Source organism: Streptomyces sp. NPDC060027, assembly GCF_042737005.1.
In the GTDB taxonomy this organism is placed as follows: domain Bacteria; phylum Actinomycetota; class Actinomycetes; order Streptomycetales; family Streptomycetaceae; genus Streptomyces.
Window position 1 is genome coordinate 1 of the sequence record NZ_JBHWVI010000123.1, and the last position, 26,003, is coordinate 26,003.

23 protein-coding genes are annotated in these 26,003 nt (G+C 70.9%); all 23 read left to right on the top strand.

The features are described 5' to 3' along the window. The first annotated feature begins 135 nt into the window (after positions 1-135). Entirely contained in the window at positions 136-1,065 is a 930-nt protein-coding gene (locus tag ACFWBT_RS26760) for a conjugal transfer protein (RefSeq protein WP_385704949.1), read from the top strand. Continuing rightward, the gene (locus tag ACFWBT_RS26765; RefSeq protein WP_385704950.1) at positions 1,062-1,403 is read left to right on the top strand and encodes a hypothetical protein; all 342 of its coding nucleotides are present in this window, start codon (positions 1,062-1,064) and stop codon (positions 1,401-1,403) included. Before ACFWBT_RS26760 ends, ACFWBT_RS26765 begins: the two co-directional genes overlap by 4 nt. After that, positions 1,400-1,984 carry a hypothetical protein gene (locus ACFWBT_RS26770; protein WP_385704952.1) on the top strand — a complete coding sequence of 195 codons (585 nt, stop codon included), beginning with the start codon at positions 1,400-1,402 and terminating at the stop codon, positions 1,982-1,984. The genes ACFWBT_RS26765 and ACFWBT_RS26770 overlap by 4 nt, the downstream gene beginning before the upstream one ends. After that, a complete protein-coding gene (locus ACFWBT_RS26775; protein ID WP_385704954.1) occupies positions 1,981-4,650 on the top strand; it encodes an ATP-binding protein in 2,670 nt (889 codons plus the stop codon). The genes ACFWBT_RS26770 and ACFWBT_RS26775 overlap by 4 nt, the downstream gene beginning before the upstream one ends. Then, the gene (locus ACFWBT_RS26780) at positions 4,647-5,000 is read left to right on the top strand and encodes a hypothetical protein (RefSeq protein ID WP_385704956.1); all 354 of its coding nucleotides are present in this window, start codon (positions 4,647-4,649) and stop codon (positions 4,998-5,000) included. Before ACFWBT_RS26775 ends, ACFWBT_RS26780 begins: the two co-directional genes overlap by 4 nt. Position 5,001: 1 nt before the next feature. After that, positions 5,002-7,767 carry a hypothetical protein gene (locus ACFWBT_RS26785; protein WP_385704958.1) on the top strand — a complete coding sequence of 922 codons (2,766 nt, stop codon included), beginning with the start codon at positions 5,002-5,004 and terminating at the stop codon, positions 7,765-7,767. A gap of 35 nt (positions 7,768-7,802) precedes the next feature. After that, entirely contained in the window at positions 7,803-8,915 is a 1,113-nt protein-coding gene (locus ACFWBT_RS26790) for a C40 family peptidase (RefSeq protein WP_385704959.1), read from the top strand. Further along, on the top strand, positions 8,912-9,559 hold the full coding sequence (locus ACFWBT_RS26795; protein WP_385704961.1) for a hypothetical protein: 648 nt from the start codon (positions 8,912-8,914) through the stop codon (positions 9,557-9,559). Before ACFWBT_RS26790 ends, ACFWBT_RS26795 begins: the two co-directional genes overlap by 4 nt. Further along, a complete protein-coding gene (locus tag ACFWBT_RS26800; RefSeq protein ID WP_385704963.1) occupies positions 9,535-12,168 on the top strand; it encodes an ATP/GTP-binding protein in 2,634 nt (877 codons plus the stop codon). The genes ACFWBT_RS26795 and ACFWBT_RS26800 overlap by 25 nt, the downstream gene beginning before the upstream one ends. Then, positions 12,165-13,121: a replication-relaxation family protein gene (locus tag ACFWBT_RS26805; protein ID WP_385704965.1), complete on the top strand. Its 957-nt coding sequence runs from the start codon at positions 12,165-12,167 to the stop codon at positions 13,119-13,121. The genes ACFWBT_RS26800 and ACFWBT_RS26805 overlap by 4 nt, the downstream gene beginning before the upstream one ends. Positions 13,122-13,302: 181 nt before the next feature. Beyond that, complete coding sequence (locus tag ACFWBT_RS26810) at positions 13,303-13,914, top strand: hypothetical protein (protein ID WP_385704966.1); 612 nt, start codon at positions 13,303-13,305, stop codon at positions 13,912-13,914. Beyond that, positions 13,908-14,789 (top strand): ATP/GTP-binding protein, encoded by an 882-nt coding sequence (locus ACFWBT_RS26815; RefSeq protein ID WP_385704968.1) that lies wholly within the window; start codon positions 13,908-13,910, stop codon positions 14,787-14,789. The genes ACFWBT_RS26810 and ACFWBT_RS26815 overlap by 7 nt, the downstream gene beginning before the upstream one ends. Positions 14,790-14,811: 22 nt before the next feature. Then, a complete protein-coding gene (locus ACFWBT_RS26820) occupies positions 14,812-15,513 on the top strand; it encodes an SAF domain-containing protein (protein WP_385704970.1) in 702 nt (233 codons plus the stop codon). Then, positions 15,513-16,334: a hypothetical protein gene (locus ACFWBT_RS26825; protein ID WP_385704971.1), complete on the top strand. Its 822-nt coding sequence runs from the start codon at positions 15,513-15,515 to the stop codon at positions 16,332-16,334. Before ACFWBT_RS26820 ends, ACFWBT_RS26825 begins: the two co-directional genes overlap by 1 nt. Beyond that, positions 16,324-17,799 (top strand): CpaF family protein, encoded by a 1,476-nt coding sequence (locus ACFWBT_RS26830; protein ID WP_385704973.1) that lies wholly within the window; start codon positions 16,324-16,326, stop codon positions 17,797-17,799. The genes ACFWBT_RS26825 and ACFWBT_RS26830 overlap by 11 nt, the downstream gene beginning before the upstream one ends. Further along, a complete protein-coding gene (locus ACFWBT_RS26835) occupies positions 17,796-18,749 on the top strand; it encodes a type II secretion system F family protein (protein ID WP_385704975.1) in 954 nt (317 codons plus the stop codon). The genes ACFWBT_RS26830 and ACFWBT_RS26835 overlap by 4 nt, the downstream gene beginning before the upstream one ends. Next, positions 18,746-19,630 (top strand): type II secretion system F family protein, encoded by an 885-nt coding sequence (locus tag ACFWBT_RS26840; protein ID WP_385704976.1) that lies wholly within the window; start codon positions 18,746-18,748, stop codon positions 19,628-19,630. The genes ACFWBT_RS26835 and ACFWBT_RS26840 overlap by 4 nt, the downstream gene beginning before the upstream one ends. Before the next feature lie 44 nt (positions 19,631-19,674). Next, positions 19,675-19,890, top strand: a complete 216-nt coding sequence (locus ACFWBT_RS26845) for a hypothetical protein (RefSeq protein ID WP_385704978.1) — start codon at positions 19,675-19,677, stop codon at positions 19,888-19,890. After that, positions 19,890-20,315, top strand: coding sequence for a TadE family protein (locus ACFWBT_RS26850; protein WP_385704979.1), 426 nt, complete (start codon positions 19,890-19,892; stop codon positions 20,313-20,315). The genes ACFWBT_RS26845 and ACFWBT_RS26850 overlap by 1 nt, the downstream gene beginning before the upstream one ends. Positions 20,316-20,320: 5 nt before the next feature. After that, positions 20,321-20,770, top strand: coding sequence for a TadE family protein (locus ACFWBT_RS26855; protein WP_385704981.1), 450 nt, complete (start codon positions 20,321-20,323; stop codon positions 20,768-20,770). Further along, positions 20,770-21,222: a pilus assembly protein TadG-related protein gene (locus ACFWBT_RS26860; RefSeq protein ID WP_385704983.1), complete on the top strand. Its 453-nt coding sequence runs from the start codon at positions 20,770-20,772 to the stop codon at positions 21,220-21,222. The genes ACFWBT_RS26855 and ACFWBT_RS26860 overlap by 1 nt, the downstream gene beginning before the upstream one ends. Further along, positions 21,222-24,539: a hypothetical protein gene (locus ACFWBT_RS26865; RefSeq protein WP_385704984.1), complete on the top strand. Its 3,318-nt coding sequence runs from the start codon at positions 21,222-21,224 to the stop codon at positions 24,537-24,539. Before ACFWBT_RS26860 ends, ACFWBT_RS26865 begins: the two co-directional genes overlap by 1 nt. Positions 24,540-24,651: 112 nt before the next feature. After that, positions 24,652-26,003, top strand: a 1,352-nt coding sequence (locus ACFWBT_RS26870; protein ID WP_385704986.1) for a DUF2637 domain-containing protein, incomplete at its 3' end; no start/stop codon positions are given.

The following is a 26,003-nucleotide window of genomic DNA, read 5'->3' on the forward strand; positions in this document are numbered from 1 at the left end:
GCCCGACCATGAGCCCGACCACGGTTTTGTGTCCCCATCGTGACGGTGGTCGGGGTCTGGTGGTCGGTGGTCGGGTCGGGGGCGCCGGGTTTCCTCAAGGTCAGCAAGTACACGTTCTGACCTGGGAGTTTGACCATGTCTGTTGGCAAGCAGGCCTCAGGCAGCGAGGCCGCTGCTCCGATGGTCGCGGGGGCCCGACTGGAGGCGATGCGACGCCGCGTCCGGTATTCGCGCCTCGCGGTCTGGACCGTCATCGCGGCCGGCCCCGTGGCCCTGGGTATCGCCATCACCTCCACTCCGGCGACGGTCGAGGCGGCCACGGCCACCAGGCCGACCGCCGTGCGCACCGCGGCGGCCGCTGACCCGGCCGGCTATGCGCAGCTGTTCGTCGGCGCCTGGTTGCGCAGCAGTGCGGATGACGCCTCGAGTGCGCAGGCCCTGCTTGTGCAGTCGATGGCGCCGGATGTCGACCTGCCCGACCCGGCCCCCGGTGCGCAGTCGAAGCCGGCCTCCGTGACGGCGGTGCGCAGTGCGCACCGCGCGGGCGATGTGTGGTCGGTGACGGTGGCTGCGCAGTACGCCGGCGCAGCAGTGCGCTACTACACCGTCCCCGTCGCTGTAGACCGTGCGGGCGCGGCGTTCGCGGTAACTGCGGAGCCTGGGGTGGTGGCCGGTCCTGCCCTAACCGACGTGCCGGCGTCGTCGTACGGGGTGAGCGTCCCGGAGGGGGATCTGACGTCTGCTGTCGGGGAGTTCCTCGCCGCGTATCTGACGGGGAGCGGCGAGGTAGGCCGCTACCTCGCGCCGGGTCTGCAGCTGTCGGCCGTCTCTCCCCCTGCGTACGTGACGGTCAGGGTCCAGCGGGTGCTCGCCGCTGAGAAGGCGGCGGCCGCCGAGCAGATGCCGGGCGACGGCACCCGGGTGCACGTCCTCGCCGAGGTGGAAGCCCGGGATGCGGAAGCGCGGTGGCCGCTGGCCTACGAGGTCGTGTTGAAGGCCCGCTCGGGCCGTTGGGAAGTCGCCGGACTGGAGTCCGGCAGCATCCGGGCCGGGGGTGCCCGGTGAACACGGTGCACAGTCTGATGCTCGCCGGGGAGCTGAACGACCTCGGCGACAGCTGGATCACCATGTTCAAGGAGTGGGCGACCAAGGGCCTGCAGGCCGGTCTGGTCGTGCTCGTGGTCGTCATCATGATCCAGAAGTTCAGCCTCAAGGCAGGCATCGGCGCCCTGATGCTGATGATCATCGCGCTGGGGTTGTACAACTCCCGCGAGGACCTTGCCGGCATGTTCGAGGACGAGGTCAAGAACCCGGCCAAGGGTGCACCCGTAATCCCCGGCATCGTCCGTGACCCCGATTCCGCCCTGCGGGAGCACTCCGCAGGTGCAGGGAGCCGGCTGTGAGCGCGGCAGCCGCCGGGCGAGTGGGACGCTTCTACACCTCGGCCCGCCGGCACCCGTGGGTATTGGGGAAAGTGGCGGACTGGAAGATCCCGCTCGGCCCCTACACCCCGGCGCAGATAGCGGTCGCCGTGGGCGGCTGCTTCCTTCTCATCAAGACCATCAGCTGGTGGTCGTGGATGGGACCCGTCCCGGTCGTCGCCTGGCTGCTGACGGTCTGGGCGGTACGCCGACCGAAAATCGGGGGCCGTGCACCGATGCAGGCGGCCTTGGGCTGGATGCTGCTGGGCCGGCAGCCTCGCGGAGGCCGGATCGGCGGCCACGCCGCACGCGACCGTGCCCCCCGCCCGCTGCTCGGCGGCTTCACCATCGAGGACGCTCTCCCCTCCGCCACGGCGGGCGCCTCTATCAGTGCCGGGCGTCGGCAGGCCGGCCGGGCACCGCGCCGACGTGCCGCCTCAGTTCACCGGCCGTCAAGCCAACGCACGCCCTCGGCAGGCCCCGCGGCACCGGCACCGGCACCGCCGGTGTCGGGCGTGCAACAGCTGCTCGCACTCGCCGAGCAGTCAGGAGATGCGCGGTGAGGATCCCGATCCGGCACATCGCCGGACACCTGGTCTGGTCGACGCACGGCAGCGTGTGGGCTCTCTACCGGCTGCACCCCGGCCCGGACGCCCGCGGCCGGACGGAGGAGACCGTCCAGGGCACCTACGTGCCCGACGCCGTACGCGACGAACAGCTCGCCAAAATCACCCACCTGGTGCGCTCCCTGACAGGCGCACCGCGCCTGTACGGGATGTGCGCGCAGGTCGATCCGGGCGAGGTCGCGCTCCGCATGATCGAGGGCATCGAACCGGCCGGCACCTCACCGGATGACAGCTCGCATCCGTGGGTGGAGAACGTCGAGGCCACCCTGGACCTGCTGGACGACCAGGAGATGCACCGCCGCACGCTGTGGCTCGCCGTACCGCTGCAGACCCAGACAGCAGGCCTGCAGGGGTCGGCATCGCTCGGATCCATGTGGGCCGGACTCGCTCCGGTCCTGGGCATCCGGCCCGCGCCCGTGGCGCGGCGTGAAGTGAGCGCCTACCGCGAGCAGGCCTCCCGGATGGAGGCCGCCCTCGCCGGCGGCGTCGCCTTTCGTCCCGCCCGTCCGGCGGAGGTCGTGTGGATGGTCCAGCACGCCCTGCATCGCGGCCTGCCGGAGCCGTTGCTGGCCGAGGCGGAGAGCAGCGGTCTGTACGGCGGTCGGGTCCGCGAGGGCGTGCTGCACTCCCCCAGCTATGCCGACCTCGGCCAGGTGCGCTTGCAGGAAGGCGGCGTCGACCCCGCCGTCGACGATGCCGACCTCAAGAGCGGGGGCCGCATCACGCGGTCGGGGCGCAGCGCGTGGTGGCGGCTGAACACCTCGTCCCCGCTCAGGCGGCGCTGGCTGCAGGTCGAATCCGACGTCGGCGTGGGCTATCAGGCGCAGTTGGCGCTGGCCGAATGCCCGCCCGTGGTCAGCCAGGATGCCGCCGACCTGTTCGCCCAGCTGGAGACCCTGGATTTTCCCGTCGACTACACCGTCGACCTCACCCTGGTGCCTGCGGAGAAGGCCCGTGCCCAAGTGCGGCGCAAGAAGAACGAGTTGATCGATCAGGCCGACCAGTACGACGCCCGGCCCACCGGGATGCCCGCCTCGCTGACCGAGGCGGCCCGTGATCTGGGCGAGCTGGACGCCCGCCTGTCGCGCACGTCGGTCGAGGTCGAGGTGCAGTCGGTGACCGTGCTGACGGTGTGGGGCCCGACCGCGGCCGTCTGCGACGCGCGGGCCCGGGCGCTGGCCGCGCTGCTCGGCGGCGCGGACTACCGGGCGGTGCGCCCGGCCGGCCTGCAGGAGGCCCTGTTCACCCTCGGCCTGCCCGCAACGGTGCGGCCCGCTGTCGTACGGGAGTTCACCCAGCACCAGGTCTCCGAGGACTGGGCGCTGGGCGGCGCCTTCACTGTCGGCGAGGTCGGCGACCCGAACGGCATGTTCCTCGGCATCGACCTGGACAGCGGCACCACCCGCCCCGTGATGATCAACGTTGCGGATGCCCCGAAAGTCGATGCGTCCGCGTCCATGGGCATCGTCGGCGACCTCGGCGCGGGCAAGAGTGTCCTGGAAAAACTGATCGCGGAGGCGGTGTGGGCGCGCGGGGGCTGCGCCATCTGCATCGACCGCACCCCCGTACGCGAATGGGCGACCTTCGCGCGGACGGCCGCGCAGGGCCGCGTCCAGATCATCGACGCCGCCCAGGCCGAGGTGTCGATCGACCCGCTGCGGATGTTCGACGGACCCGAGGGCCACCACTACGCCCTGTCCTACCTCACCCTCCAGCTCGGCATCGGCCCGATGAGCACCAGCGGCGAGGTCCTGCACCATGCCGTGGAACAGGCCGCCGCAAGCGATGCCCCCTCCATGCACCGTGTCCTCACGGTGCTGGAGGCCATGGCCCGGCACGAGGCAGGCAAGCGGCAGGACGCGGCCGCCACCCTCGCCGGCCTCATCCAGGTGGTGGCGACCAACTCGCTGGCCCGGATGGTGTTCGACCCGATACTGCCGCCGGTGCGGCTGGACGCCTCCAGCACCTCCGACATGATCGTCATCACCACCACGGGCCTGAAGCTGCCGCCGAAGGCGGCATTCGACCAGCCCGAGGTCCTCCACCAGCAGCCCCTCGAAGCCCTGATCGGCCGCGCAGTGCTCTACCTGATCGCCGCGATCGCCCGGCAGACCGCATTCGAGGACCCGGAACGGTTCACTGCGGTGGTCCTGGACGAGCTGTACTGGCTCACCTCGTCCGCTGAAGGCACCGCGCTGGTCCACGAGATCCTCCACGACGGCCGCAAGCACGGCGCCGGACTGCTCGCCGCCTCCCACGACGCCCAGGAACTCGGCCCCGACCGCGGTCTGATGGCCTACCGGGCGCTCGCCCGCACGGCGGACCGTGAACGCGCCCGCCGTGGCCTGGAGTTCGTGGGACTCGACCCCGGTGATCCAGACCTGCTGCGGCTGGTGACCACCGGCCTGTCCCCCGTCGGACAGCGCGGCCGCGAAGGCGAGTTCCTGCTGACCTGCCCACGGCAGAACACCGGCCGGGTGAAGGCCGTCATCCCCCGCATCACGCGCATCACGTCGTCCATCACCACCACCCCGGGACGCCGTACAGAGCCGTCGACCGGCGCGGCGGCCTCCGAGGCCAGGCCGAAGGAACCCATCCGATGATCTCTGCATCCTGGGACCGCGCCCGGCATCTGCGTACAGCCGCCCGTGTCCTCGCCGCGCCGACTGTTGCCGCCTGTGTGCTCGTCCTGGCCGTTGGAATGAGTCTGCCGAAGCCATGGTGGCCGCGCACCGGGCAGGCCTTCGCCGCCGACAACCCGGCGCCCTCGGACCCCGGCGCTCTCATCGTGGGACCCGCCACGGCCTACTGCCGGCGCGACGCCATGGACTCCTCCTCCCTCGCGCCCCGTGACGCCAGCGGAGCAGCCTGGCGGCTGGTGCCGGCCGGGGCAGGCCTGGCCGCCCTTGCGATGTGGCGGCACCGGAGCGCTGCCGGGCACAGGCGGCGCTGAGATGGTCCGTCCAGACCGCGCAACCCTGCGCTCTGCCGGCTTCGTTCTGCTGCTCACCGGAGTGTTCGTCCTGGTGAACAGCCAGGTCGTCTACGCAGCGAGCAGCAGCGAGAGCGGTGACCTGCTGTCCCCGCTGAACATCACCTCGTCCGAGGGGGTGGCGATCAACGGGTACGAGCTGAGCGCTTCCGGCGGCTCCATCGTCGCGTTCAAGACGCAGGCCCTGGCCTTCGCGCTGTCCGGTCTGTTCACGCTGATCAGGATGCTGGTCGGGCTGGCGGGGTGGGCGATCGAGCTGGCGTTCCGGTTCCCGCTGCTGAAGATCCTGCTCCGTCCGGCGCAGAAGGTCGCTGACACCTACGGCCATGTGGTCGTCAACACGCTCGGTCTGAAGGGGCTGCTGCTGGCCTGGGCGTTCGTGTTCGCCGGATTCATGATCGTGCGCGGCAAGGTGGGCCGCGGCCTGGGCGAAGTCTTCCTGACCCTGCTGATCGCGGCGTTCGCCGCCTCCACGTTCGTGCGCCCCGACTACCTGCTCACCCAGGACGGCCCGCTGGGACAGTCCCAGCAGGTCGCCGCCGAGGTCGCGCAGCGGTCCGTCAACTCCTATGACTGGGGCGGCAAGCTCGCCAGCATGGGGCCGTGCGACGGCCTGGCCGGAAACGCCGAGCTCAAATGCCTGGAGCGTGAAGACGAAGGCCCGGTCTCTGCCGCCGAGGTGGCCCGTCCCATCCAGGACTCGATCACGAACGCGCTGATCGTCAAGCCGTACATGCTGCTGCAGTACGGGCGCGTCCTCGATCCAGCCAAGGCGGCCGACCGCCAGGCCTACGCCGTCCATCTGAAGTGGGTCACCGGCGGCTACAAGGCCGGTGCAGACAAGGATGACAAGGACGATCCCTGCAGCCTGGTCAAGGGCCCGGGCAAACGGTGGTGCCAGCGCGATAACACTGACCAGCCTGCCGACAGCACACTGCCCGAACTGACGCCGGGCGGGCAGCTGTTGGATACCGCAAGCCCGGTCGTCAGCGAAGAGGACCAGGAGTTCGCCGCCTTCCTCGCCGACATGAAGAAGGCCGGCCCGGTCGGCACGTCGTGCGCCGCCTACGCCGAAAAGCCCACCTGGTGGCGGGTCGGCGGCGCCGCACTCCTGCTGGTCGCTGCTGTGTTCGTCTGCGGCATGCTGCTGTCCTCCGCCATCGTGCTGCTCGGCACCCAGGGCATCTGCGCGGCCGCTGCAGCCGCGGGCGGCGTCACGTTCATCGCGGGCATGCTGCCCGGACCGGCCCGCCAGAGCGTGTGGAAGTGGCTGTCGGTATGGGGCATTTCCGTGCTGACGCTCGTCGGCGTCTGCGCCTTCGTCCCCTTCTTCGGTATCGCCGTGGACGCCACCATCACCAACGGCCCCGACCTGATGGTCGAACGGATCCTGCTGATCGATGTGCTGGCCGTCGCCGGAGCAGCAGGACACCGCAGGCTGCTGACCGGCATCACCTCCTTCGGCCGGCGCATGGCGATACGGATGCGCTACGCCAAGGTCGGCGGCACGCACCTGCCCGGTGACACCTCCGAACTCGGCGCCGCTCTCGCGATGAACTCGCCCTCCGCGCTGGGTGGTTACGGAGGCGGTCTGCGTGCCATCACCGGAGGCGGGGGCGGCCGTTTCGGGCTGCTCGGCACCCGGCAGCGGTTGATGGGCGCGCTGACGTCGCTGGTCGACGGGACGGGTATGCCGGTGGACACCGGCCGCATGTTCGCCGACGCCAGTGCCGAAGCCAGGCGCGGGCTGGCCCCGCTCACCGCGGCGGCCGCCGTGAGCGGTGCCGGGGCGCGGCTCGGCGTGAAGGGCGCCCACTGGCTGCTGATCGGCCGACGGCCCGACCCGGAGCAGTTGGCCAGATGGCGCAAGCCCACGGCTGACGGCGACCCGAACACCCCGGGCCCTCCCGGCGGCCCGGGCGGCGATCCGGGCGGCGGGGGCCCGCGCCGTCCCGGCGGTCCGCCCGACCGGTACCGCAACCAGGACGGCCTGGTTGTCAACCGCCGCTCCTCGGGGGAGATACTGCACGACCAGAACAGCGACCGCACGCTGCTCTCCACACGCGCCCACAACCGTCTGGTGCGCTTTCGCGGCTACCGCATCCTGCACCGGGGCGGCCGCACCGTATACGGGGCGAGCGTCGGTCTGCCGGCCAACGTCCGCCGGGCACGGGCGGGCGGATCGCAGTACGCCCAGGACGCCCGACAGCAGGTACGGGTGTGGGGCAACACCGTCCGCGAGGACGGCCGCGCCTGGACGGACACGGGCCGTCACGTCTCCCGGGTCCTGCGGGACCACACCGATGACCGAGGCGGGCCCGGTCCGTTCGCCGGCCGCCGCCCACCGACCGCAACGTCGCCGACCGCGGCGTCGCCAGCCTCGACCACCCGCCTGCCTGCCCCGCCACGGCCTGCCCGGTCCGGCCGGCCCCCGGGCGGCACCGTCCCGCCTTCCGCACCGGCCCGTGCTCCGGTCTCTGGAGCCGGTAGCACCGCGGAACCGCCGCCTGCCCCGGCGCCGCCGCAAAGAGGCAGCGCACCGCGGCCTCCGGTGCGCAGCCGACCGCAGGGGTCGGCTCTTCCCGGCGTCGGGAGCGCACGCAGCAGTACACGCGCCGAGGCGGCAGCCCAGTGGCAGGAACTCATGCGGCGGACCGCCCCCCAAGCCGAACGCCGGCGCCCGAAGCAGAACCAGCCGCGACCGCCCGAGGACGGTGAGGACACGTGAGGCCGCCCGGGCGCCGCGTCCGGCGGTGGGGATGCATGGTGGCGCTGCTGCTGTCCGCCGCCGTGTGCTGTGCCGCGCCGGCAGGAAACGCGATCAGCGCGTACGTCGCGCTGAAGACGGGTGTACAGGACGACGGCGCAATCGCCGCGGGCGGCAGTGCCGCCGACATCCCTGCACGGATGCTGACCGCCTACAGGAAGGCGGTCCAGCAGGTCGGGAAATACGTGCCGAAGTGCCGGGGCATGCGCTGGCCGATCCTGGCCGGGATCGCCAAGGTGGAGTCCAACCACGCCGTGGGCCGGAGCATCACCGCAGGCGGCGACATCCGCCCGCGCATCTACGGGGTCCTCCTCAACGGCTCCGGGGCGGGCGGCAACACCACAACCTTCCCGGACACCGATGACGGCAAGTGGGACGGCACCGCAAACGGCGAGCGTGCCGTCGGACCGTTCCAGTTCTTGCCCTCCACCTGGGCGGGCGTCGGGAAGGACGCGAACGGCGACAAGAGAGCCGACCCCCACAACGCCGACGACGCCGCCCTCGGTGCCGCCGTCTACCTGTGCGCAGGCGGACGCGACCTGGCCCAGCGCACCAAACTCAAGGCCGCGATCCTCCAGTACAACCACTCAAACGAATACATCGCCAACGTGCTGGGCTGGATCGATCAGTACACGGCAGCCGCGAAGGAACCGGACTTGAAGAACGTGTCCGGGAAGGTCCGCACCGTCATCGAGGCGGCGCTCTCCCAGCGCGGCGTGCCCTACGCGTGGGGCGGCGGCAACACCCAGGGAAAGTCCTACGGCTTCTGCTGCTCCCCCAGCGGCAAGAGCGGCGCGAACATCAAGGGCTTCGACTGCTCGGGACTGACCGTGTACGCATACGCCCAGGCCGGTATCAGCCTGCCGCGCACCGCCGCCGCCCAGGCCGGCCTCGGCCAGCGGATCCCCGCGGGCCTTGGCACCGGCGCGCTCAAGCCCGGCGACCTCGTCTTCTACGCCGACGCCCCCGGCCGCGACGCGACGATCTATCACGTCGGGATCTACCTGGGCAGCGGACAGATGGTCAACGCCGCCCGCCCGGGCACCGTTGTCCGCCTGGACGCGGTCAACGCCATGCCGGGATACGCGGGAGGGGCCCGGCTGCTATGACCATGTCCCCGGCGCGCTCGCCGCACCTGCTGCTGATCGCCACCGTGGTCCTAGCTGCGGCCGGGGTGATCCTGCTGACGGTGCCGCATGCGCCGAGCGCACCTGCAACCGCGACACCGCGGACGGCCGTGTCCACGTCGGCTGCCTCGGCACCCCTTCCCGGCAGCCGCTCTTCGCAGACCGGGGCGCCTGCGCCCGCATCAGTCACGGCCACCACGCCGACGGAAACGGTCGGCGCGTCCGCGCTGGCGCCGCACGGCGAGGGCACAGCCGGCGATGTGTCCATCCAGAAGTCGCTGGAGGACGCCTGGCCCGCCGACCTTGCCGACGACGACGAGCACAAGCTCCTCGCAGCCGGCCGCGGCCTGCTGCGCGCAGACGCCACCGGCATCGGCCGCACCACGTGGCCGGCGCTCTTCCGGAACCCGGACCAGGCGATCGCACCGGCATTCGCCACCGCTGGCTTCCGCATCCAGGCCGCCATCGCCCGCAGCGACGGCAGGCCGGACAAGGCGGTGGTGCACCTGGTGTGGGCGGGCACGGACCGAGGCGGCACCTACACCGACCGGCGCATCACCGACTGGTACTTCACCCGTACCACCATCAAGGGAGAGTCCACGTGGACTCCACAGCGCCCCATCTGACCGGCCCGATGCATGCGACCGCAGGCAGCCAGGTCATCGGTGTGTTCACCACGGTCGCGGGCGCCGCCCTGTGGGTGGCCCAGCACTGGTATCTGGTCCTGCCGGCCGCCGGTGCGCTCTGGGGCGTGGGCGAAATCATCGTGCGGCGCCTTGCGGTGAAGGCCTCCGCCGAGCGCATGGCGCTCGAACTCGAGGCGGCCCGGCACTTCGACCCAGGCCTGGAGGAAATCTTCCGCCGCGGAGTCCAGCTCGCCCGCGCCTCCACCAGCATGCCCTGGTGGGCACCCCGCCGCACCAAGGCCGTGCAGATCCGGCTGCGCGCCGACGGCTCCAGCCCTCTGCGCTACCGCATCGAGGGACCGGTCGGCGGCGAACGGCTGCTGTCCATCACTCCGTTCGGCCCCGACGTCACCGTCACCCGGACCCGGCCGATCACCGACGTGCCGCGCAAGCACACTGTGCGGGCCGAGTTCATCCTGCGCGGCAAGCCGATCGCCCCGCTGCGAGAGGTGCCTCTGCAGCCCGACCCGCTGCAGCCCCTCGTCGACGCGGTCTGCGATCTGCGCGCCGACCTCGGCGACCTCGCCGAAATCCGTCTGGACATCCAGCGAGCCCCGAAATGGGCGCTGCGGGCACGGCGACTGCATCTGCTGCAGGCCGCACGCCGCTCCGAGCACCGTGAAGCACAGCGCGCCGTCCGCTGGATGCGCCGGGACGCCACAGGCATCGAAGACTCGCTGAGCCACCAGCTCCTGCAGCTTCTTGGCCCGCAGCACCGCTCTGCGTCACAGGGACGCCGCCTGGTGATGCCGCCGGTGCCGCGCCGCATCGACCCCGCCGAAGCCCTGGGCAAACTCGCCCATGACGACCAGCTGGTGCGAGCGCAGCTGCTCATCACCTGTGCCTCCCACGTTCAAGGGCGGGCCGAGGCCCGGCTCGGACAACTCCAGGCCGCACTCGATGTGTTCGGCGGCCACTCCCGCTGGGCGATGCGCGGCCTGCGGATCGGTCCCTGGCGACTGGGCGCCGACCGGTGGCCCAGCCGCCAGGCTTTCGAACGCCGCTGGAGGCACGGACACTGCCAGCCGCCCCGCCCGAACTGGGTGCGGCTGGAGGAACTCACCGGACTCCTCAAACCCCCGACCCTGCACTGCCGGCTGCCGCTACTGGCCCCCGAGCTGCCGACCTTCGAGTTCGGCAACCCCGCCCTGCTGCTGCAGGGCATCCACCGCGCACCGGACGGCCGTCGCCGCCTGGTCGCCACCTATGCCGCAGAGACCCTCTTCGAGTGCGCGGTCGGCAAGGCAGGCGGCGGGAAGACCGAACGCGCCCTCGCGCAGGCGATCGGCTGGGCCCACGCCGACGGCGGGCTGCTGTTCCTCGACCCGCACCGCGACTCCTGGCCGCGCGCCGCACCGTTCCTCGCCCACGCACCTCTCATGGACCGCATCGCGCTGATCGACCTCAACACGGTCGGCCCCGCGCCCCAGATCAGTTCCTGGAACCCGCTCGACATGCACCAGCGCCCAGCCGCGCACGAAGTCGTCGAGGCGGTCACCGACGCCTTCGCCGCCGCACTGGGCTGGGAGGACGCCACCGCACCCCGCGCCCTCACCCTCCTGACCGCAGCGCTGTCCGTCCTCACTGCCGTCAACCAGGCCGCCTGCGGGACCGGCCGGCCCGAGGACCAGGCCACGCTCTTCCAGGTGCGGTCCCTGCTCACCGACCCCGCCTTTCGCACCGCGGCCCTGTCCGCCACCGCCGACCGGCTCGATGAGGAGACCCGATCCTGGTGGCAGAGCATCTTCCCCACCTTCCCCGCCGACGCCTTCGGCGTCGTCCTCAACCCGCTGGCCCGCCTCGCCGCCAACCCCGTCACCCGCGCCTTCCTCGGCCAGCCCCGCGGCGTTTACAACATCCGCGCAGCCATGGACCACCGCATGATCGTGTGGGTGTGCCCGGCCGGCAACGGACCCACCGACCGGCTCCTGACCGCCCTGCTCGCCCGCGACCTGCTGCGCGCCGTGCGCTCCCGCCGCGACACCCCCGAGGACCAACGGGTGCCCTTCCGGCCCTACTTCGACGAACTGATCACCCTGACCGGCGCCGCCCCCGAGACCATCGCCGCCATGTTCGAGGACTTCCGCAAATACAAGGCGCACGTCCACGGGATGACCCAGCTGCTGGCCCGGCTGCCCGGCCCCGTGCGGATGTCGCTGACACAGAACGCCTCCACCCTCGCGACCACCGCCGGATCACGGACCGCCATCTCCGCGATCACCGCCGAGTGGGGCGACAACCCCAGCCCCGACCAGGTCGCCGCCCTCAACCGCTACGAGCACTACGCCACGCTGACCGTCCACGGCCGCCGCCTCGGCCCCCTGCGCCTTCAGGGCCCCCACCTCGACGACGTCTTCGCCGACCTCGCCCGCCCCGGCAACGTCGCCGCCCTCGAACACGCCGCCCGCACCACCGCAGGCACCCGTCCCCTTCACCAGCTCACCACCCACGCGGCCGGCCAACTCGACCGCGTCACCGCCTTCCTCACCCAGCACACCCCCGCACCAGCACCGTCCTCACGCCCGGACACAAGCAAGGGATACCAATGACCACCACCCCTCCCCCGGCCCGGCCAGCGCCGCCCCCCTTCACACCCAGCCCCCTCGAACCGCTGCCCCACCAGCTCCTGGCCGCACTCGCCCAGCACCGCATGGCCACCACCGGCCAACTCCGCCTCCTGCTGCGCCCCCACGCAACCCGGCAGGCCATCTCCCAACCGCTCAACAGACTGCGCACACACGGCCTGATCAACTACACCGTCCTGCCCCGATCGAACCGCACCAGGGCCTGGTACCTCACCCCCGACGGCGCACGCCTGACCCGCAACTGGCCAGCCCTGCGCGGCCGACCGCCCTACCCGATCACCTCGACAACCGCCGCATCACTGAAAACCCCGCACACCCTCACCGCCGTCCGCGCCCACCTCACCTTCGTCCGCGACGCCCGCCGCCGCGGCGACGAACACGGCCACCTCGACTGGACCCCCGAAGTGACCCACCCCCTGAGCGAGCGCGAACGCGTCATCGCCGACGCCGTCATGCACTACACCCTCAACCACGACCAACAACGCCGAAAACTCCGCGCGTTCATCGAAATCGACCGCGCCACCATGAGCAGCGAACGCCTCGCAGCCAAGCTCATCGACTACGCCCGGCTCTGGTCCCACCCATCACAACCCGCCAACCACCGACGCCCCCGCCAGCACACCGAGACCGACGCCGCATGGCTGCGCTGGTACCCGGTCTACCCCCGGATCCTGTTCATCCTCACCGGAGCCTCCCCCACCACACTCGCCAACCGGATCAACGACCTGCGGGACATGACCACCCAGCACCCCCTCGTCGCCGCCCTCGCCCGCAACGTTCCCCTCGGCGCCGCCACACTCAACGACCTCGAAACCGCCGGACCCAGCCAGAACGTATGGGTCTGCCTCGCTGGCGCCCCAGACCGCCAGCCTTGGCACGCCCTCCACCCTGGATTCACTTACGCAAAGACAACATGATGCCGAATTCAAGCCAAGTAACGCCTGAGACAGACCAGTCCAGTCAGAAACGGACCGGCATATGCTTAGTCTTTCCTTAACGCAAACAGAGCAACGCACGCCGAACGGCAACACCACCCGCCCCCACGGGCGGCGGCAGAACAGCGGCCCATCTCGCACCGCGTCCCACGGGGGAGACGACGTGACACGAGCACCACGCCCACAGAAGCGCACCGTTCACCAGTGGAAGATCGCAACGACCCTGCTCATCGCCGCCAGCCTGTTGGCGCTGTCCGCGTGCAGCAGTGACGAAGAAGCTCCCGATAACTCCGCAAAACAGCCATCGTCCGCCAGCAGTCCGGCACGCCCCTCAGAGTCGCCGAGCATCGACCCACAGGCCGCGGCGCAAAAGGACGTACTGACGGCTTACAGCGCGTTCTGGCGCGAGCAGGTCAAGGCGTATGGCCAAGCGGACATCGAGGGCACGGACCTGAAGAAGTACGCGACCAAAAAGGCCCTGGGCCAGGCCATGGCCGATGTCCTAGTCATGCAGCAGGCAGGCACAGCTACTAAGGGCACCCCCACACACCAGGCCGAGGTCACGTCGCTGACGCTGACCGGGTCAATCCCGAAGGCAAGTGTGCGGGACTGCCTGGACATCTCCCACTGGAACACGATCAAGAAGAAGTCGGGGCAGGTAAAGCCGTTCCCGTCCGCGCAGCCGCTTCGCTACATCACCACGGCCAAGGCGGAGCGGTGGGGGAAGCAGTGGCTGATTACGGAGGTCACTCCCGATGGGGAGCAGACATGCTGAGCTGCCCCGCTTTAGCTCTCCTCCTGACGGCAGCCGCGACCGTCGTCGGCATCGGCCCAAGCGCCGCGAACGACGATCCCGTCATCGGCGGCGACTGCGAGGGTGTGGGCCAGTACGTGACTGTCTGCCGGGAACAGCCTGGGGCACCGGGCGACAGCGATCCCAGCGGAAACCCGGGTAAGCGCCCCGGCAAAGACGAAAAGCCCAAGCCTCAAATCTGCGCGGTGGAACGCCTTGATCCCCAGCCTCCAGCGAGCGATCCCGTGTGGAAGGGGCGCAAGCCGGGAGACGGCGCCATCTACACACGGGTTTGCATCGGTGACGCCCTCGGGGCCGCGGCAGGGGCGCAGGTTGCCCCTCAGGTGTTCTGGGCGGCCAAGGACCCCACAGTGAACGTGGACCCCGAGCAACTGGCGCGTGAGGCCGTCGACCGGATGCTGCTGACCGGTCCGGACATCGCCAGCCCGCGCACCGCAGGCCGCTACGTGGTCGGCATGCCGATGTGGATGTGGGTACATCAGTCCCCCACCAGCTACGGACCCAACTCCGCGTCCGCAACGCTGGCCGGCGTCACGGTCACCGCAACTGCGAAGGTCAATCGTATCGACTGGGCGATGGGTGACGGATCGACGGTGACCTGCAACGGGCCCGGCACGACGTACACAGCTTCGTACGGCAGGCAGGAGTCCCCGACCTGCGGCCACACGTACACCCGCGCGTCAGCCACCCAGAGGGACGAGAAGTATCCCGTCACCGCCACTGCCACCTGGACGGTCGACTGGCAGGTCAACGGTGGTGGCGAGACGGGCCAGTTCACCGAGACCAGGCAGTCGCAGGCGCAGGTGCCGATCGGCGAGGCGCAGGTCGTCAGGTAGGGCTGCCGGAAGGATTACGACGTTGAGCAAGACCAAGCAATCAACAGCGGTGGCCGAGCGCGGACTGCAGCCGGCCGGAGTGGCCAGCCCGGTCAGTCCGCCCCGGGTGTCGGCCCGCCGCCGACGTCCGGGCGTGATTGCCCTGTCGCTGGGGCTGATCGCGGCGGGCGGTGCTGGTGTCGCGGTCCTCCTGCTCCAGGTCGGAGACCGCACCGAGGTCGTCACCGTGGTCCGGGACGTACAGGTCGGCCAGGTCCTCACCGAGCAGGACCTGGGCAAGGCGTCCATCGCCCTGGACCCGGCGGTCAAGGCCGTCCACGCTGACGACCTGGCCCAGGTGGTGGGCAAGCGGGCGGCCGTGGAGCTCCGGCCCGGCTCGCTCCTTGCTCCGTCACAGGTGACCAAGGATTCACTGGTGAAGCCCGGTGAGCAGTTGGTGCCGATCGGGCTCAAGCCGGATCAGATCCCCGCGACGGCGCTGGTGCCCGGCCAGAAGGTCAAGCTGGTCCATGTACCCGCGCAGGGTCAGGCTGAGACAGACAAGACGTCCGGCAGCCCGCCGCAGACGCTTCCTGGACGGGTCGTGAAGGCATCGCAGGCCGCCCCAGGCACCGGGGTCGTGGTCGTCGACGTCGCCACGTCGGCCGATAACGGGCCGACTGTCGCGGCGTGGGTGTCGGCTGGCACTCTGCGCCTGGTCCTCGCCGCTCCGGACGGCCTCTGATGGCAGTGATCGCACTCGCCGGGTGCAGCGGCGCGCCCGGTGTGACCACGAGCGCACTCGCTCTGCTGCTGGCCTGGCCGCTGGAGCCGGGTCGGCGGATGATTCTCGCCGAGTGCGACCCGGACGGCGGGGCCGTGCTGCACGGGCTGCTGCAAGGCACACTCGGTGACCGCTACGGGCTGCCCAATCTGTCGGTGGCGGCCCGCAAGGGCGAGTTCGGTGAGGCGTTCTGGCGCCAGCTGATCGACCTGAACGGCGAGGACGGTCCACGCGACTCGCCGCCCGACCGGCTGCTGCTGCCGGGCATCACCGAACCCGCGCAGGCCGCGAGCCTCGGCTCGGTGTGGAAGGCCTTGGCGCAGATGTTCCGCGGCATCGAAGCGGACCACGGCCACGATGTCCTGCTCGACCTCGGCCGACGCGGCGCGTTCGGCCCGTCCGGCGTCCTGGCCGAGCAGGCCGACGCCGTGCTGGTGGTCGTCCGCAACACCCTGCGCTGCCTGCAGGCGGCGCAAGGCCGGGTGCGCCAGCTGGAAGAACGGGTCGGAGACGTCGGGCTGCTGGTCATCGACGAGGGCCCCTACCCGGCGGGCGAAGTCCAACGGGTACTGCAGGCACCGGTGGCGGCAAAGCTGCCCTACGCGCCGAGGGACGCCCGTGTGCTGTCCGACGGTGATGAGCAGCCGCGGCACTTCACCAGGTCGAAGCTGATGAAGGCAGCACGCACGTCCGGAGCCCTGCTGGTGCAGCGGGCCGCCGTCCGGCGTGCCCGCCTCGATCCGCGCGCCGCATTCGCTTCGGAGGTGCCCGGTGCGCGGTAAGCCCTTGCACGCCGACCCTACGGTGGCCCCGCCGCGCGGTCCCCTCCCGGCCAAGGCGGCATCTGCCGGTGCTGCCGCAAGCACGCACGCACTCGGCAGCTCCACGCCGCAGGTCACGGTGGACTACCGGGTCGCCCGGCACATTGCCGCCCAGGTGGCCAAGCAGCGCGAGGAACTGCTGAAGACCACGCCGGACATGGACCGGGCCAGCGAGGAGCAGCGCTGTCTGGACTGGATCAACGAGGCGGTCGCCCTGTGGTCGGACGCCCAGGCGATGACACCGCCGCAGGACGAGGCGCTGCGCCGTGGCGTCTACGACCTGCTGTTCCGGGCGGGACGGCTCCAGCCCTATCTGGACGACGAGAGGGTCGAGGACATCATCATCCAGGGGCCGGGCGAGGTGTGGCTCGACTACGGCGACGGTGAGCGCCGCATGGTCGGGCCGATCGCCGACTCGGAGGAAGAACTCCTCGATCTGCTGAGGGAGTTGGCCCGGGGTTCCGGGCACAACGAGCGGACCATTTCCACCGCGAACCCGACACTTGCCCTGTCCCTGCAGGACGGCTCCCGCCTTCAGGCGATCACGGGTCTGGGGCCGATGACGTATGCGGTCATCCGTCGGCACCGGGTCTCCCACGCCGACCTGGACCATCTGGTCCGCCTGGGCACCATTGACCCGGTCCTGCGCGAGTTCCTCGGCGCCTGTGTCCGTGCGGAGAAGAACATCATGATCGCGGGCAAGCAGAAGGCGGGTAAGACGACTCTGCTGCGGGCGATGCTCCGCGAGTTCGACCCGGAGTGTCGGTTCGCGACCATCCAGACCGAGGACGAGCTGTTTGCCCACGCCAACGGCTACCACCGCCAGGTCGTCTCCCTCGTCGGGCGTGAGTCCAACGGGGAGAAGGACGTCACGGGTCGCAGTGCCGGTGAGGTCACGCTGCTGGATCTGATGCCCCCGGCTTTGCGGATGTCGCTGGAGCGGATCGTGGTCGGCGAGGTTCGCGGCCCTGAGGTCGTGGCGATGATGCAGGCGTTGACGAACGGGTCGGGCGGCAACCTGTGCACCATCCACGCCAGACGACCCGACATCGTTTTCGACCGGATCGCCGAGCTGTATGCGCTCGCGCAGGACAACCTGTCCGAGCAGCTTGCCTACCGGCAGACGGCGAACGGTCTCGACTTCGTCGTCTACATCGACATGACGGACGAGACGCAGATCGGAGGCCGCCGCCATCGCTATGTCTCCCACGTCCTGGAGCTGACAGGGATCGGCGAGAACGGCCGCCCGGCCACCAATGAGATCTTCTCCCCCGGCACCGAGTTCGGTGAGCTGCGGGCGGTGCCCCGGATGGATCCGGGCTGCATCGACGATCTGCGCCGCGTCGGCTTCGACTCCGCCCTGCTGCAGCAGTCGTACGGGGCGTGGGCGGCGCCGCTGCCGCTGAGGGTGGTGGCGGGCCGATGACACTGGTGTGGGCGCTGCTGGGCGGCATGACCCTGGTCGCCGGGCTGATCGGCGTCGTGGCCGGCGTGGTGGGCACGACCGCCCCGCTGAGGGCTCCGCTGCGCCAGCGTTGGCGGGCCCGGCGCAGCGGAGCCGCGCGGAGCGAGGACGCCCGGCTGCGTCGGCGGACCCTGGCGGCTGCGGCGGTCGTGGTGTTCGTCGTGGTGTGGCTGGTCTCGGGGAATTTCGTGGGCGGTGTGCTGCTCGGTGCTGCCGTGATCGGTGTGCCCTGGCTGGTTGCTCCGGCGCAGATCGCGCAGGGCCGCATCGGTGCGCTGGAGGGCTTGTCCGAGTGGACGCAGCGGCTGGCCGGTCTGCTCCGCCTGGGCATGGGCCTGGAGCAGGCAATGATCACCAGCCGTCAGGGGGCTCCGGAGGAACTCGCCGGGCAGATCACCAACCTGTCCGACCGGTTGCGGCTGGGGTGGCGGCCGCAGGAAGCACTGCGCGCGTTAGCTGAGGAACTCGACGACGTCACCGCGGACAAGGTGGTCGCGGCGCTCATCCTGTCGGCGGGCGACCGGGGCCCGGGCCTGGCGCAGGCGCTGGAGGACCTGGCGGGGACGGTGCGCGAAGAGGTGGCCAAGAGACGGTCGATCGAGGCTGACCGGGCGAAGCCCAGGACCACGGTGCGATGGATGACCATCATCACCGTCGGCGTCGTGGCGGCGGGGTTCTTCGTTCCTTCCTACACGCGGCCCTACTCCTCGCTTCTCGGTCAGCTCGTGCTCGCCTTCCTGACGGCCGGGTTCGTCGGTGTCCTCGCCCTGATGCGGCAGCTGGGCAGCTTCCGCCGCATCCCGCGCTTCCTGGTCACCGACCCGGCGAGCACCGTCCGGCTGCCCGCCCCCGCCGCAGAGCCGGACCGGCTGCCAGAACCCGGCCGGCTGTCCGAAGGAGCCACACCGTGAACCTGCTTCCTGTCGTGGCGTCCGGCGGCACAGTCGGCGCGGGCCTGGCCCTGCTGGCGCTCGAACTGCTGCGCCCGCAGCCCGCGTTGGGTCCCGCGCTCGCGCGCAGCGCCCCGGCGACCTTGACCATGCCAGAGCCGGAGCTGGACCGTGACGAGGTGTGGGGCCGGTGGCTGCTGGCCCGCATGGAGCGCCTGCCAGGTGTGCAGGTCCCCAGCGTCAGCCTGGCGCTGATCGGGCAGGGCCCGGGCCAGTTCATGCTCAAGAAGGTGGCGTTCGCCGCGCTCGGTCTTCTCTGTCCGGTGATCGCGACGATTCCGTGGATCATCGCCGGGGTGGGCCTGCCGTTCTACGTGCCCGCCGCCGTCGGACTGCTCGTTGCGGGACTGCTGTTCATCACCCCGGACCTCGCGGTGCGGGACCAGGCGAAGCGGGCGCGGGAGGAGTTCGCGCACGCCCTGTCCGCCTACCTGGACCTGGTCGCACTCAAGCGCGCCGCCGACGCAGGCCCGGCGGAGGCGCTGGAGAAGGCCGCCGCAGTCGGGCGCGGCTGGCCCTTCCTGTACCTGCAAGGCGCGCTGCGCCGGGCCAGGTTGGAGAAGATCCCGCCGTACCAGGCTCTCGCGGAGCTCGCCGCGGAGTACGACCTGCCGGTCCTGGGCGACGTCGCCGACATCATGCACGGCTCGGCCACCGACGGCGCCGCCGTCTACAAAGCGCTGCGCGCTCGCACCGCTGCCCTCAATGCCGAACTCCTGGCCGATCAGGCCGCGGAGGCGAACGCCGCCAGCGAGAAGATGACCGCCCCGGGCGCCCTCCTCGCCGTGCTTGTGATGTTGCTGATGGCCTTCCCCGCCGTGATCCGCATGCTCACCGTCTGACACCACGTCCCGTCGTGCTCAACGCCTTGAGAGAGGAAGAGTCCATGAGGAACGCCGCAGCCCGCACCTACCGGGCCGCGTACTGGCTGACGAGTCGTCTGCAGGACGGCCTGGCCGAGGCCAGGCGCCGCCCGGACCGCGGCGACATCAGCACTACCACCGTCATCATCTGGGTGGCGGCCGTCACCGGCGCCGTACTGATCGCCGGAAGCATCGCCGTCGTGATCGCCAAGTACAACGGCAAGATCAGCGGCTTGTGATGCCGTACCCCGGGCGTCTGAAGGGTTGGTGGCAGGGGCGACGCTGGAGCGATGACCGCGGGGACACTTCCATCCAGATGGCGATCGTCTTCCCGTTCGTGCTGCTCGCCACGGTCGCCGTCATCCAGGCGTCCATGTGGTACTTCGCGCGGCAGATCGCCCTGACCGCTGCCCGCGAGGGAGCCAGCGCCGCCCGTGCCTACCAGGCCGGCCCCGGCGACGGAGCGGCCCGGGCGCGGGATGTCCTGGAACGGACAGCGGGTGACAGCCTGCTCGGTTACAGCGTCGCCGCCGGCAGCGACGGGCAGCGGGTGCGGGTGCAGGTCTCCGGGACAGCCATGTCGATGATCCCGGGAGTTGCGGGCCTGCAGGTCAGGCAGTCGGCGTCCGGGGCGGTCGAACGCTGGACGGTCCCGGGACGGTGAACAGGATGCGAGTGGCCTGGTGGCCTGGCAGGCGCCACAGCGATGACGGCAGTGCCGCGATCGAGGCAGCGATCGTCCTCCCGTCGCTGATCATGTTCTTGTGTCTGGCGATCGCCGGCGGACGCATCGTCACCTCCCAGGCGAAAATCGACGCGGCAGCCGAGGACGCGGCACGGGAGGCGTCCATCCACCGCACCGCGGCCGCCGCCCAAGACGCCGCACACTCCGCGGCCGCCGAATCGCTGACCGACCAGGGCATCGCCTGCGCCTCCACCACCGTCCACGTCAACACCGGCGGCGTCAGCGTGCCGGTCGGCCAAGTCGGCACCGTCACCGTGACCGTGACCTGCACGGTCAACCTGTCGGACCTGCTGCTGCCGGGCGTGCCCGGGGCGCGGACGCTCTCATCGACGGCAACCTCGGTGGTGGATCAGTACCGGCAGCGAGGCGGCTGATGAACGACCGGCAGATGCGGGTGCGCCGCGCACGGCGGGATGACGGTGGTGTCACCGTGTTCGTCGCCGTGTGCGTCCTCGCGCTGATCGGCATCATCGGCCTGGCCGTCGACGGCGGGGCGAAGATGGCCGCCACCGAACGCGCCGACTACGTCGCGGGCGAAGCGGCCCGGGCCGGCGGGCAGGCCCTCGACCCCGCCCAGGCCGTCACCGGCAAGGCGGTCGTCGCCGACCCGCAGGAGGCTACTGCTGCCGCACAGGCCTACCTGCGTGCCGCCGGAGCCACCGGCACCGTCAGCGTGTCCGGTGACGGCAAGAGCGTCACCGTCACCGTTTATGGCTCCAGCGACACGGCCTTCCTGTCGGCCGTCGGGATCGGCTCGCTGCCGGTGACCGGCCACGCCACCGCCACCCTCCTGCACGGTGTCACAGCACCCGACGAAGGAAACTGATGCGCACCGCCACCCTGGGCCGGTTCTGCAAGGCCGGCGTGAGTCTGCTCGTCCTGGCCGCCGCAGTCTGCGGGCTGCCCCTGCTGCTGGCCTGGGCCACCCCGGTGATCTGGGCGTCCAGTCACGACGACCTGGCGCACCTGCTGGACCGGCAGGACACCGGGGCCGTGTTCCTGCTCGTGCTGGTCGCGGTGAGCTGGACGGGGTGGGCGCAGTTCACGTTCTGCACCCTGCGGGAGCTGGTCGCGCAGCTGCGCGGCCGCAGCTGGCACGCGCCGCGCGGGCTGGGCGCCTCGCAGCGCGCCGCGGCCCTCCTGGTCGGCAGCATCCTGGTCCTGCTGCCGACCAGTTCTGCCCTCGCCTCCGATGCCCAGGCAGTCCCGGCCGCCACCGCCGCTCGCATCCCCGGCCAGGCATCCCCGAGCCCGCAGGCCTCGCGTGCAGGCCAGGACTCGCAGGTCTTGGCCGCAAATGCGCGTCCGTCGTACACGGTGCGTGAATCCCGGCCGGCGGAAAGCCTGTGGAGCATCGCTGAACGGGAGTTGGGCGACGGAGAGCGATGGCGGGAGATCGCCGACCTCAATGAGGGACAGGCCATGGGCGGCGGGCAGGTCTTCCGGTCCAACAGCTTTCTGCAGCCGGGCTGGAAGCTGGCAATGCCCGAGAGTTCAGGGCCTCAAGGCCTGCGGACGCAGACGGACGGGCATGGGGCTGTGACTGCCGAGAAGGGCGGGCACGTCGTCACGGTCCACTCGGGCGACTACCTGTCGAAGATTGCCGAGGAAGAACTCGGTGACGGCGGGGCGTGGCCCGAGCTGTTCGCCGCCAGCCGCGGCAGGCCGCAGCCGGACGGACTGCCCGCCATCACCGACCCCGATGTGATTTATGCGGGGCAGCAGGTCACCGTGCCCGGCGCCCGGCCCGGCGACCCGAGCACCCCGGTCCCGGGCGGACCGGACGGCGGCGGCACCAGCAGCAAAACACGCCCTCCCTCGGCCTCTCCCGCACCGCAGGAACACAAGCCCTCCGCAGGCACGGACCAGGACGCAGACCAGACGCCGCCCACGACGCCCGACCGGAGCGCCGCACCCGCACCCGGCTCGTCTGCCTCGAGCACACCGCCGGCCAGCAGTGCCGACCCCACGCAATCGGCGCCGCCCTCCCCCTCGCCGGGGACCCCCGAGCCGGACCCGGCCGGTGGCATGCTGAATCTGCGCACCGTTCTCGGTGCCGGTGCGCTGCTGGCCGCCGCCGTCACCGCGGCGCTCGCGTTGCGCAGGACGCTGCAGCGCCGGCGCCGCAAGCCGGGCGAGACGATCGCCATCGCGCCGCAGACCGCTCCCGCCGAAGCCGAGCTCGCGGCGGCCGCCGAACCGGTCGGCGCCGCCCGCCTGGACGTGGCACTGCGCACGATGGTCCACGCCGCCGAGCAGGACGGGCGGGAGGTACCCCGGCTGCGGGGCGCGCGGCTCGATGCCCGCACCTGCCACGTCCTGCCCGATGACCTCGCGTCCGAGCCGCAGGAACCGTTCGTGGCGGGCGCGGCCGGATGGTGGCAACTGTCCGATGGCGCCGAACTCCTGGACGAGGAAACAGCCCGCCCCCTTCGCGCACCGTGTCCCGCCCTGGTCACGGTGGGCACCACCGAATCCGGTGACCTCGTCCTCGCCGACCTCGCCCAGTTGCCTGTCCTTTTGCTGGACGGAAGCCCCGTGCACATCAGCGAGGTGTGCACGTCGCTGGCCCTGGAGCTGGGCATGAGCCCGTGGTCGCAGGATGTCGAGGTGGTCGCCGTCGGTTTCGGTGAGGACCTGCCGAGCCTGCTGCCGAGTTCCCGGATCGCGCACATGCGTCGGCCCGCGCACGCGCTGCGCGATCTGACCGAGCGGCTGCTGGAAGTGCATCAGATGCCCGAGACCGCCAACCACCCGTACGTGGTGCTGTGCGCGAGCGCCCTGGACGCCGACACGGCCTGGCAGTTCGCCGACGTCCTCGGCACGAGCCCACAGATCCCGGTCACGCTGATCGCCCCGGCCGGTACCACCGCAGCGCACTTCCCCGAGGCGGACATCCTCGCCGTCTCCGCACAGACGCCGCAGCACTTCGACCATCTCGGCACAGACATCACCGTGCAACGCCTGGAACATGCCGCCTACCAGCAGATCGTCACGGCGCTCGCCGTCTCCGGACAGCCCGCCCACGAGGCGCAGGCGGCATGGCAGCACGTTCCCGGCGAACCCGGCGTCCCAGAGCAGGCCGCGCCGGACCCGCACCAGGAACAACCGCCCGGCGACGACAACCCAGCACCCGCACCGGCCAGGAACGGCTCGCAAGCGGTCCGCTCGGACACGGACGATGCCGTGTTCCCGGCTCTCCTGAAAGCCTCCACAGATCCCGCCGCACTGCCCCTGCCCACACCATCCGCCGCCACCCCCGTCGGCACCGAAGCCCCGCAGGCGGCCGACGAGGTGAGCACCGGTAAGACAAACATCACCGCCGCCGCGGCACCACCCCAGACCCCAGACACTGCTGAGACCTTCAACGACGCGCCGCCGACGCACGACCTGAGCGCGCCAGAGATCCACGTGCTGGGGCCAGTGGACGTGGACGGGGTCGGCCGCACCGGCCACGGACCACGCATCGCGCAGCTCGCCGCCCTGCTCTACTTCCGCCCCGGCCGCACGGCCGACGCCCTGTGCGCCGACATGGACCCGATCAGCCCCTGGTCACCCGCCACCCTCAACGCCCGTCTCCAAGGCCTGCGTCGGGCCCTGGGCAACGCCCCGGACGGCAACCCGTACGTACCGCGGCGACGCAATGGCGACACCCCCTACACGCTGGCCGCCGGCGTACGCTGCGACTGGCCGCGCTTCGTCTCCCTCGCCGAACACGCACTCCCTCAAGGGCCGGGCGGACTGCCGGATCTGGAAGGGGCGCTGTCCCTCGTACGTGGCCGCCCCTTCGGAAGCCGGGTGCTGCCGTGGGCCGAGCCGTACCGGCAGGAGATGATCACCCGGATCGTCGACGTCGCCCACTGCGTGGCAGTCCACCGCACCCACAAGGGCCCGCACCACGACCTCACTGCCGCAAGGAAAGCCATCGCCACGGGACTCGACGTGGACGACACGGCCGAGCTGCTCTACCGGGACTGGCTGATAGTCGAATGGACGGCCGGGAACCGGCCCGGCCTGCATGCGGTGATCACCCGCGTCCAGGCCGTCAACCGTGCACTCGACTGCCCCCTGGAGATCGAGACCGAGCAGCTCATCCACGAACTCCTCAACCCGGTCCGAGACGACCGGGCAGCTCGTTCATGACCGGCTCCCCCGCCATACCCGACCCGCACAACCAGCAGTCCTGCTGTCAGGCCGATGTCCGCCGACCGGCCCCACCAGCAGCTACGACAGCCGCGCAAAGACGGGGGCGTTGATGAAGGAAAGGCAGCAACACACAAGCGACCAGCGTCCGAAGGACGCACTGCGCTTCAGTCGAACCCACCGGCTGCTCGTCGGGGTGATCGTGGCCGGTGCGGTCTCAATCGCCGGGATCGGCTTCGCCGGTTCGTACGCGGCAGTACGCGAACTCGCCCTCAAAAGAGGCTTCGGAAACTTCAGTTATGTCTTCCCGATCGGCATCGACGCGGGTATCTGCGTCCTGCTCGCCCTGGACCTGCTTCTGACGTGGATCCGTATCCCGTTCCCCCTGCTGCGCCAGACCGCGTGGGTGCTGACGGCGGCGACGATCGCCTTCAACGGCGCGGCGGCCTGGCCGGACCCGCTGGGTGTGGGCATGCACGCCGTCATCCCGATCCTGTTCGTGGTCTCGGTCGAGGCGGCCCGGCACGCGATCGGCCGCATAGCCGACATCACGGCCGACAAGCACATGGAAGGCGTCCGCCTCACCCGCTGGCTGCTCTCCCCCCTTCCGACGTTCCTGCTGTGGCGCCGGATGAAGCTGTGGGAGCTGCGCTCCTACGAGCAGGTCATCAAGCTGGAGCAGGAACGTCTCGTCTACCAGGCACGGCTGCACGCACGTTTCGGCCGCGCCTGGCGCCGCAAGGCCCCGGTGGAGTCGCTGATGCCGCTGCGCCTGGCGCGCTACGGCGTCCCGCTCGCGGAGGCGGGCCCGGCGGGTCTCGCCGCGGCCAGCATCACCGACCCCGCCACGCCCGGCGGCGACGCCGGGTCAGACGTTCTCCAGCCTTCGGAGCCAGCGATCGGTCATGTCGCTGAGATCGACGGCCGGAGAGAGCGGCTCGCTCTTCCTATGCCGGTGCCCGAACAGATCACTCCCGAGACCGCATCCCAGCCGGGTCAAAGCAAACAGACCACCGCTCGGCAGATCGAAGCCAACGGCGTGTTCGCCGAGGCCTATCGGACCTGGCTCACCCACTTCCCGATGGAGCCAACGCCCCGGCAGTTTGCCGCTTACCTTCAAGACCACTACGCCATCACCACCGCGGCCGGACACCCACTCTCCGACCAGCAACTCCACCCCATCCTCCTCAGCCTGCAGCAGCGCTACGCCGCTTCGGATGAGCCCGCCACAACGCAGGCATCCTCAGCGGATCCGGTCGAGAGCACGGGAGACGACGTCGAGTGGGAGGAGTTCTTCTACCGAGCGTGGCAGGACTACGGCCACAAGCACGGCCGGTACCCCGACGCCGAGCTGCTCGCCGCCTACGTTTTCCAGCGCGACGGCATCACGACAGCTGAGGGACGGCCGCTCGCCGGCCCTGACGTCGACTCGTTCGTCACCGCGTTCTGGCAGCGCGAACTCGG

Excerpts from the sequence above, each read along its gene's own strand:
- ACFWBT_RS26845 (WP_385704978.1), top strand. The coding sequence starts at position 19,675 with ATGAGGAACGCCGCAGCCCGCACCTACCGGGCCGCGTACTGGCTGACG.
- ACFWBT_RS26785 (WP_385704958.1), top strand. The coding sequence starts at position 5,002 with ATGGTCCGTCCAGACCGCGCAACCCTGCGCTCTGCCGGCTTCGTTCTG.
- ACFWBT_RS26780 (WP_385704956.1), top strand. The coding sequence starts at position 4,647 with ATGATCTCTGCATCCTGGGACCGCGCCCGGCATCTGCGTACAGCCGCC.
- ACFWBT_RS26795 (WP_385704961.1), top strand. The coding sequence starts at position 8,912 with ATGACCATGTCCCCGGCGCGCTCGCCGCACCTGCTGCTGATCGCCACC.
- ACFWBT_RS26805 (WP_385704965.1), top strand. The coding sequence starts at position 12,165 with ATGACCACCACCCCTCCCCCGGCCCGGCCAGCGCCGCCCCCCTTCACA.
- ACFWBT_RS26760 (WP_385704949.1), top strand. The coding sequence starts at position 136 with ATGTCTGTTGGCAAGCAGGCCTCAGGCAGCGAGGCCGCTGCTCCGATG.
- ACFWBT_RS26815 (WP_385704968.1), top strand. The coding sequence starts at position 13,908 with ATGCTGAGCTGCCCCGCTTTAGCTCTCCTCCTGACGGCAGCCGCGACC.
- ACFWBT_RS26860 (WP_385704983.1), top strand. The coding sequence starts at position 20,770 with ATGAACGACCGGCAGATGCGGGTGCGCCGCGCACGGCGGGATGACGGT.
- ACFWBT_RS26835 (WP_385704975.1), top strand. The coding sequence starts at position 17,796 with ATGACACTGGTGTGGGCGCTGCTGGGCGGCATGACCCTGGTCGCCGGG.
- ACFWBT_RS26850 (WP_385704979.1), top strand. The coding sequence starts at position 19,890 with ATGCCGTACCCCGGGCGTCTGAAGGGTTGGTGGCAGGGGCGACGCTGG.
- ACFWBT_RS26865 (WP_385704984.1), top strand. The coding sequence starts at position 21,222 with ATGCGCACCGCCACCCTGGGCCGGTTCTGCAAGGCCGGCGTGAGTCTG.
- ACFWBT_RS26825 (WP_385704971.1), top strand. The coding sequence starts at position 15,513 with ATGGCAGTGATCGCACTCGCCGGGTGCAGCGGCGCGCCCGGTGTGACC.
- ACFWBT_RS26855 (WP_385704981.1), top strand. The coding sequence starts at position 20,321 with ATGCGAGTGGCCTGGTGGCCTGGCAGGCGCCACAGCGATGACGGCAGT.
- ACFWBT_RS26790 (WP_385704959.1), top strand. The coding sequence starts at position 7,803 with ATGGTGGCGCTGCTGCTGTCCGCCGCCGTGTGCTGTGCCGCGCCGGCA.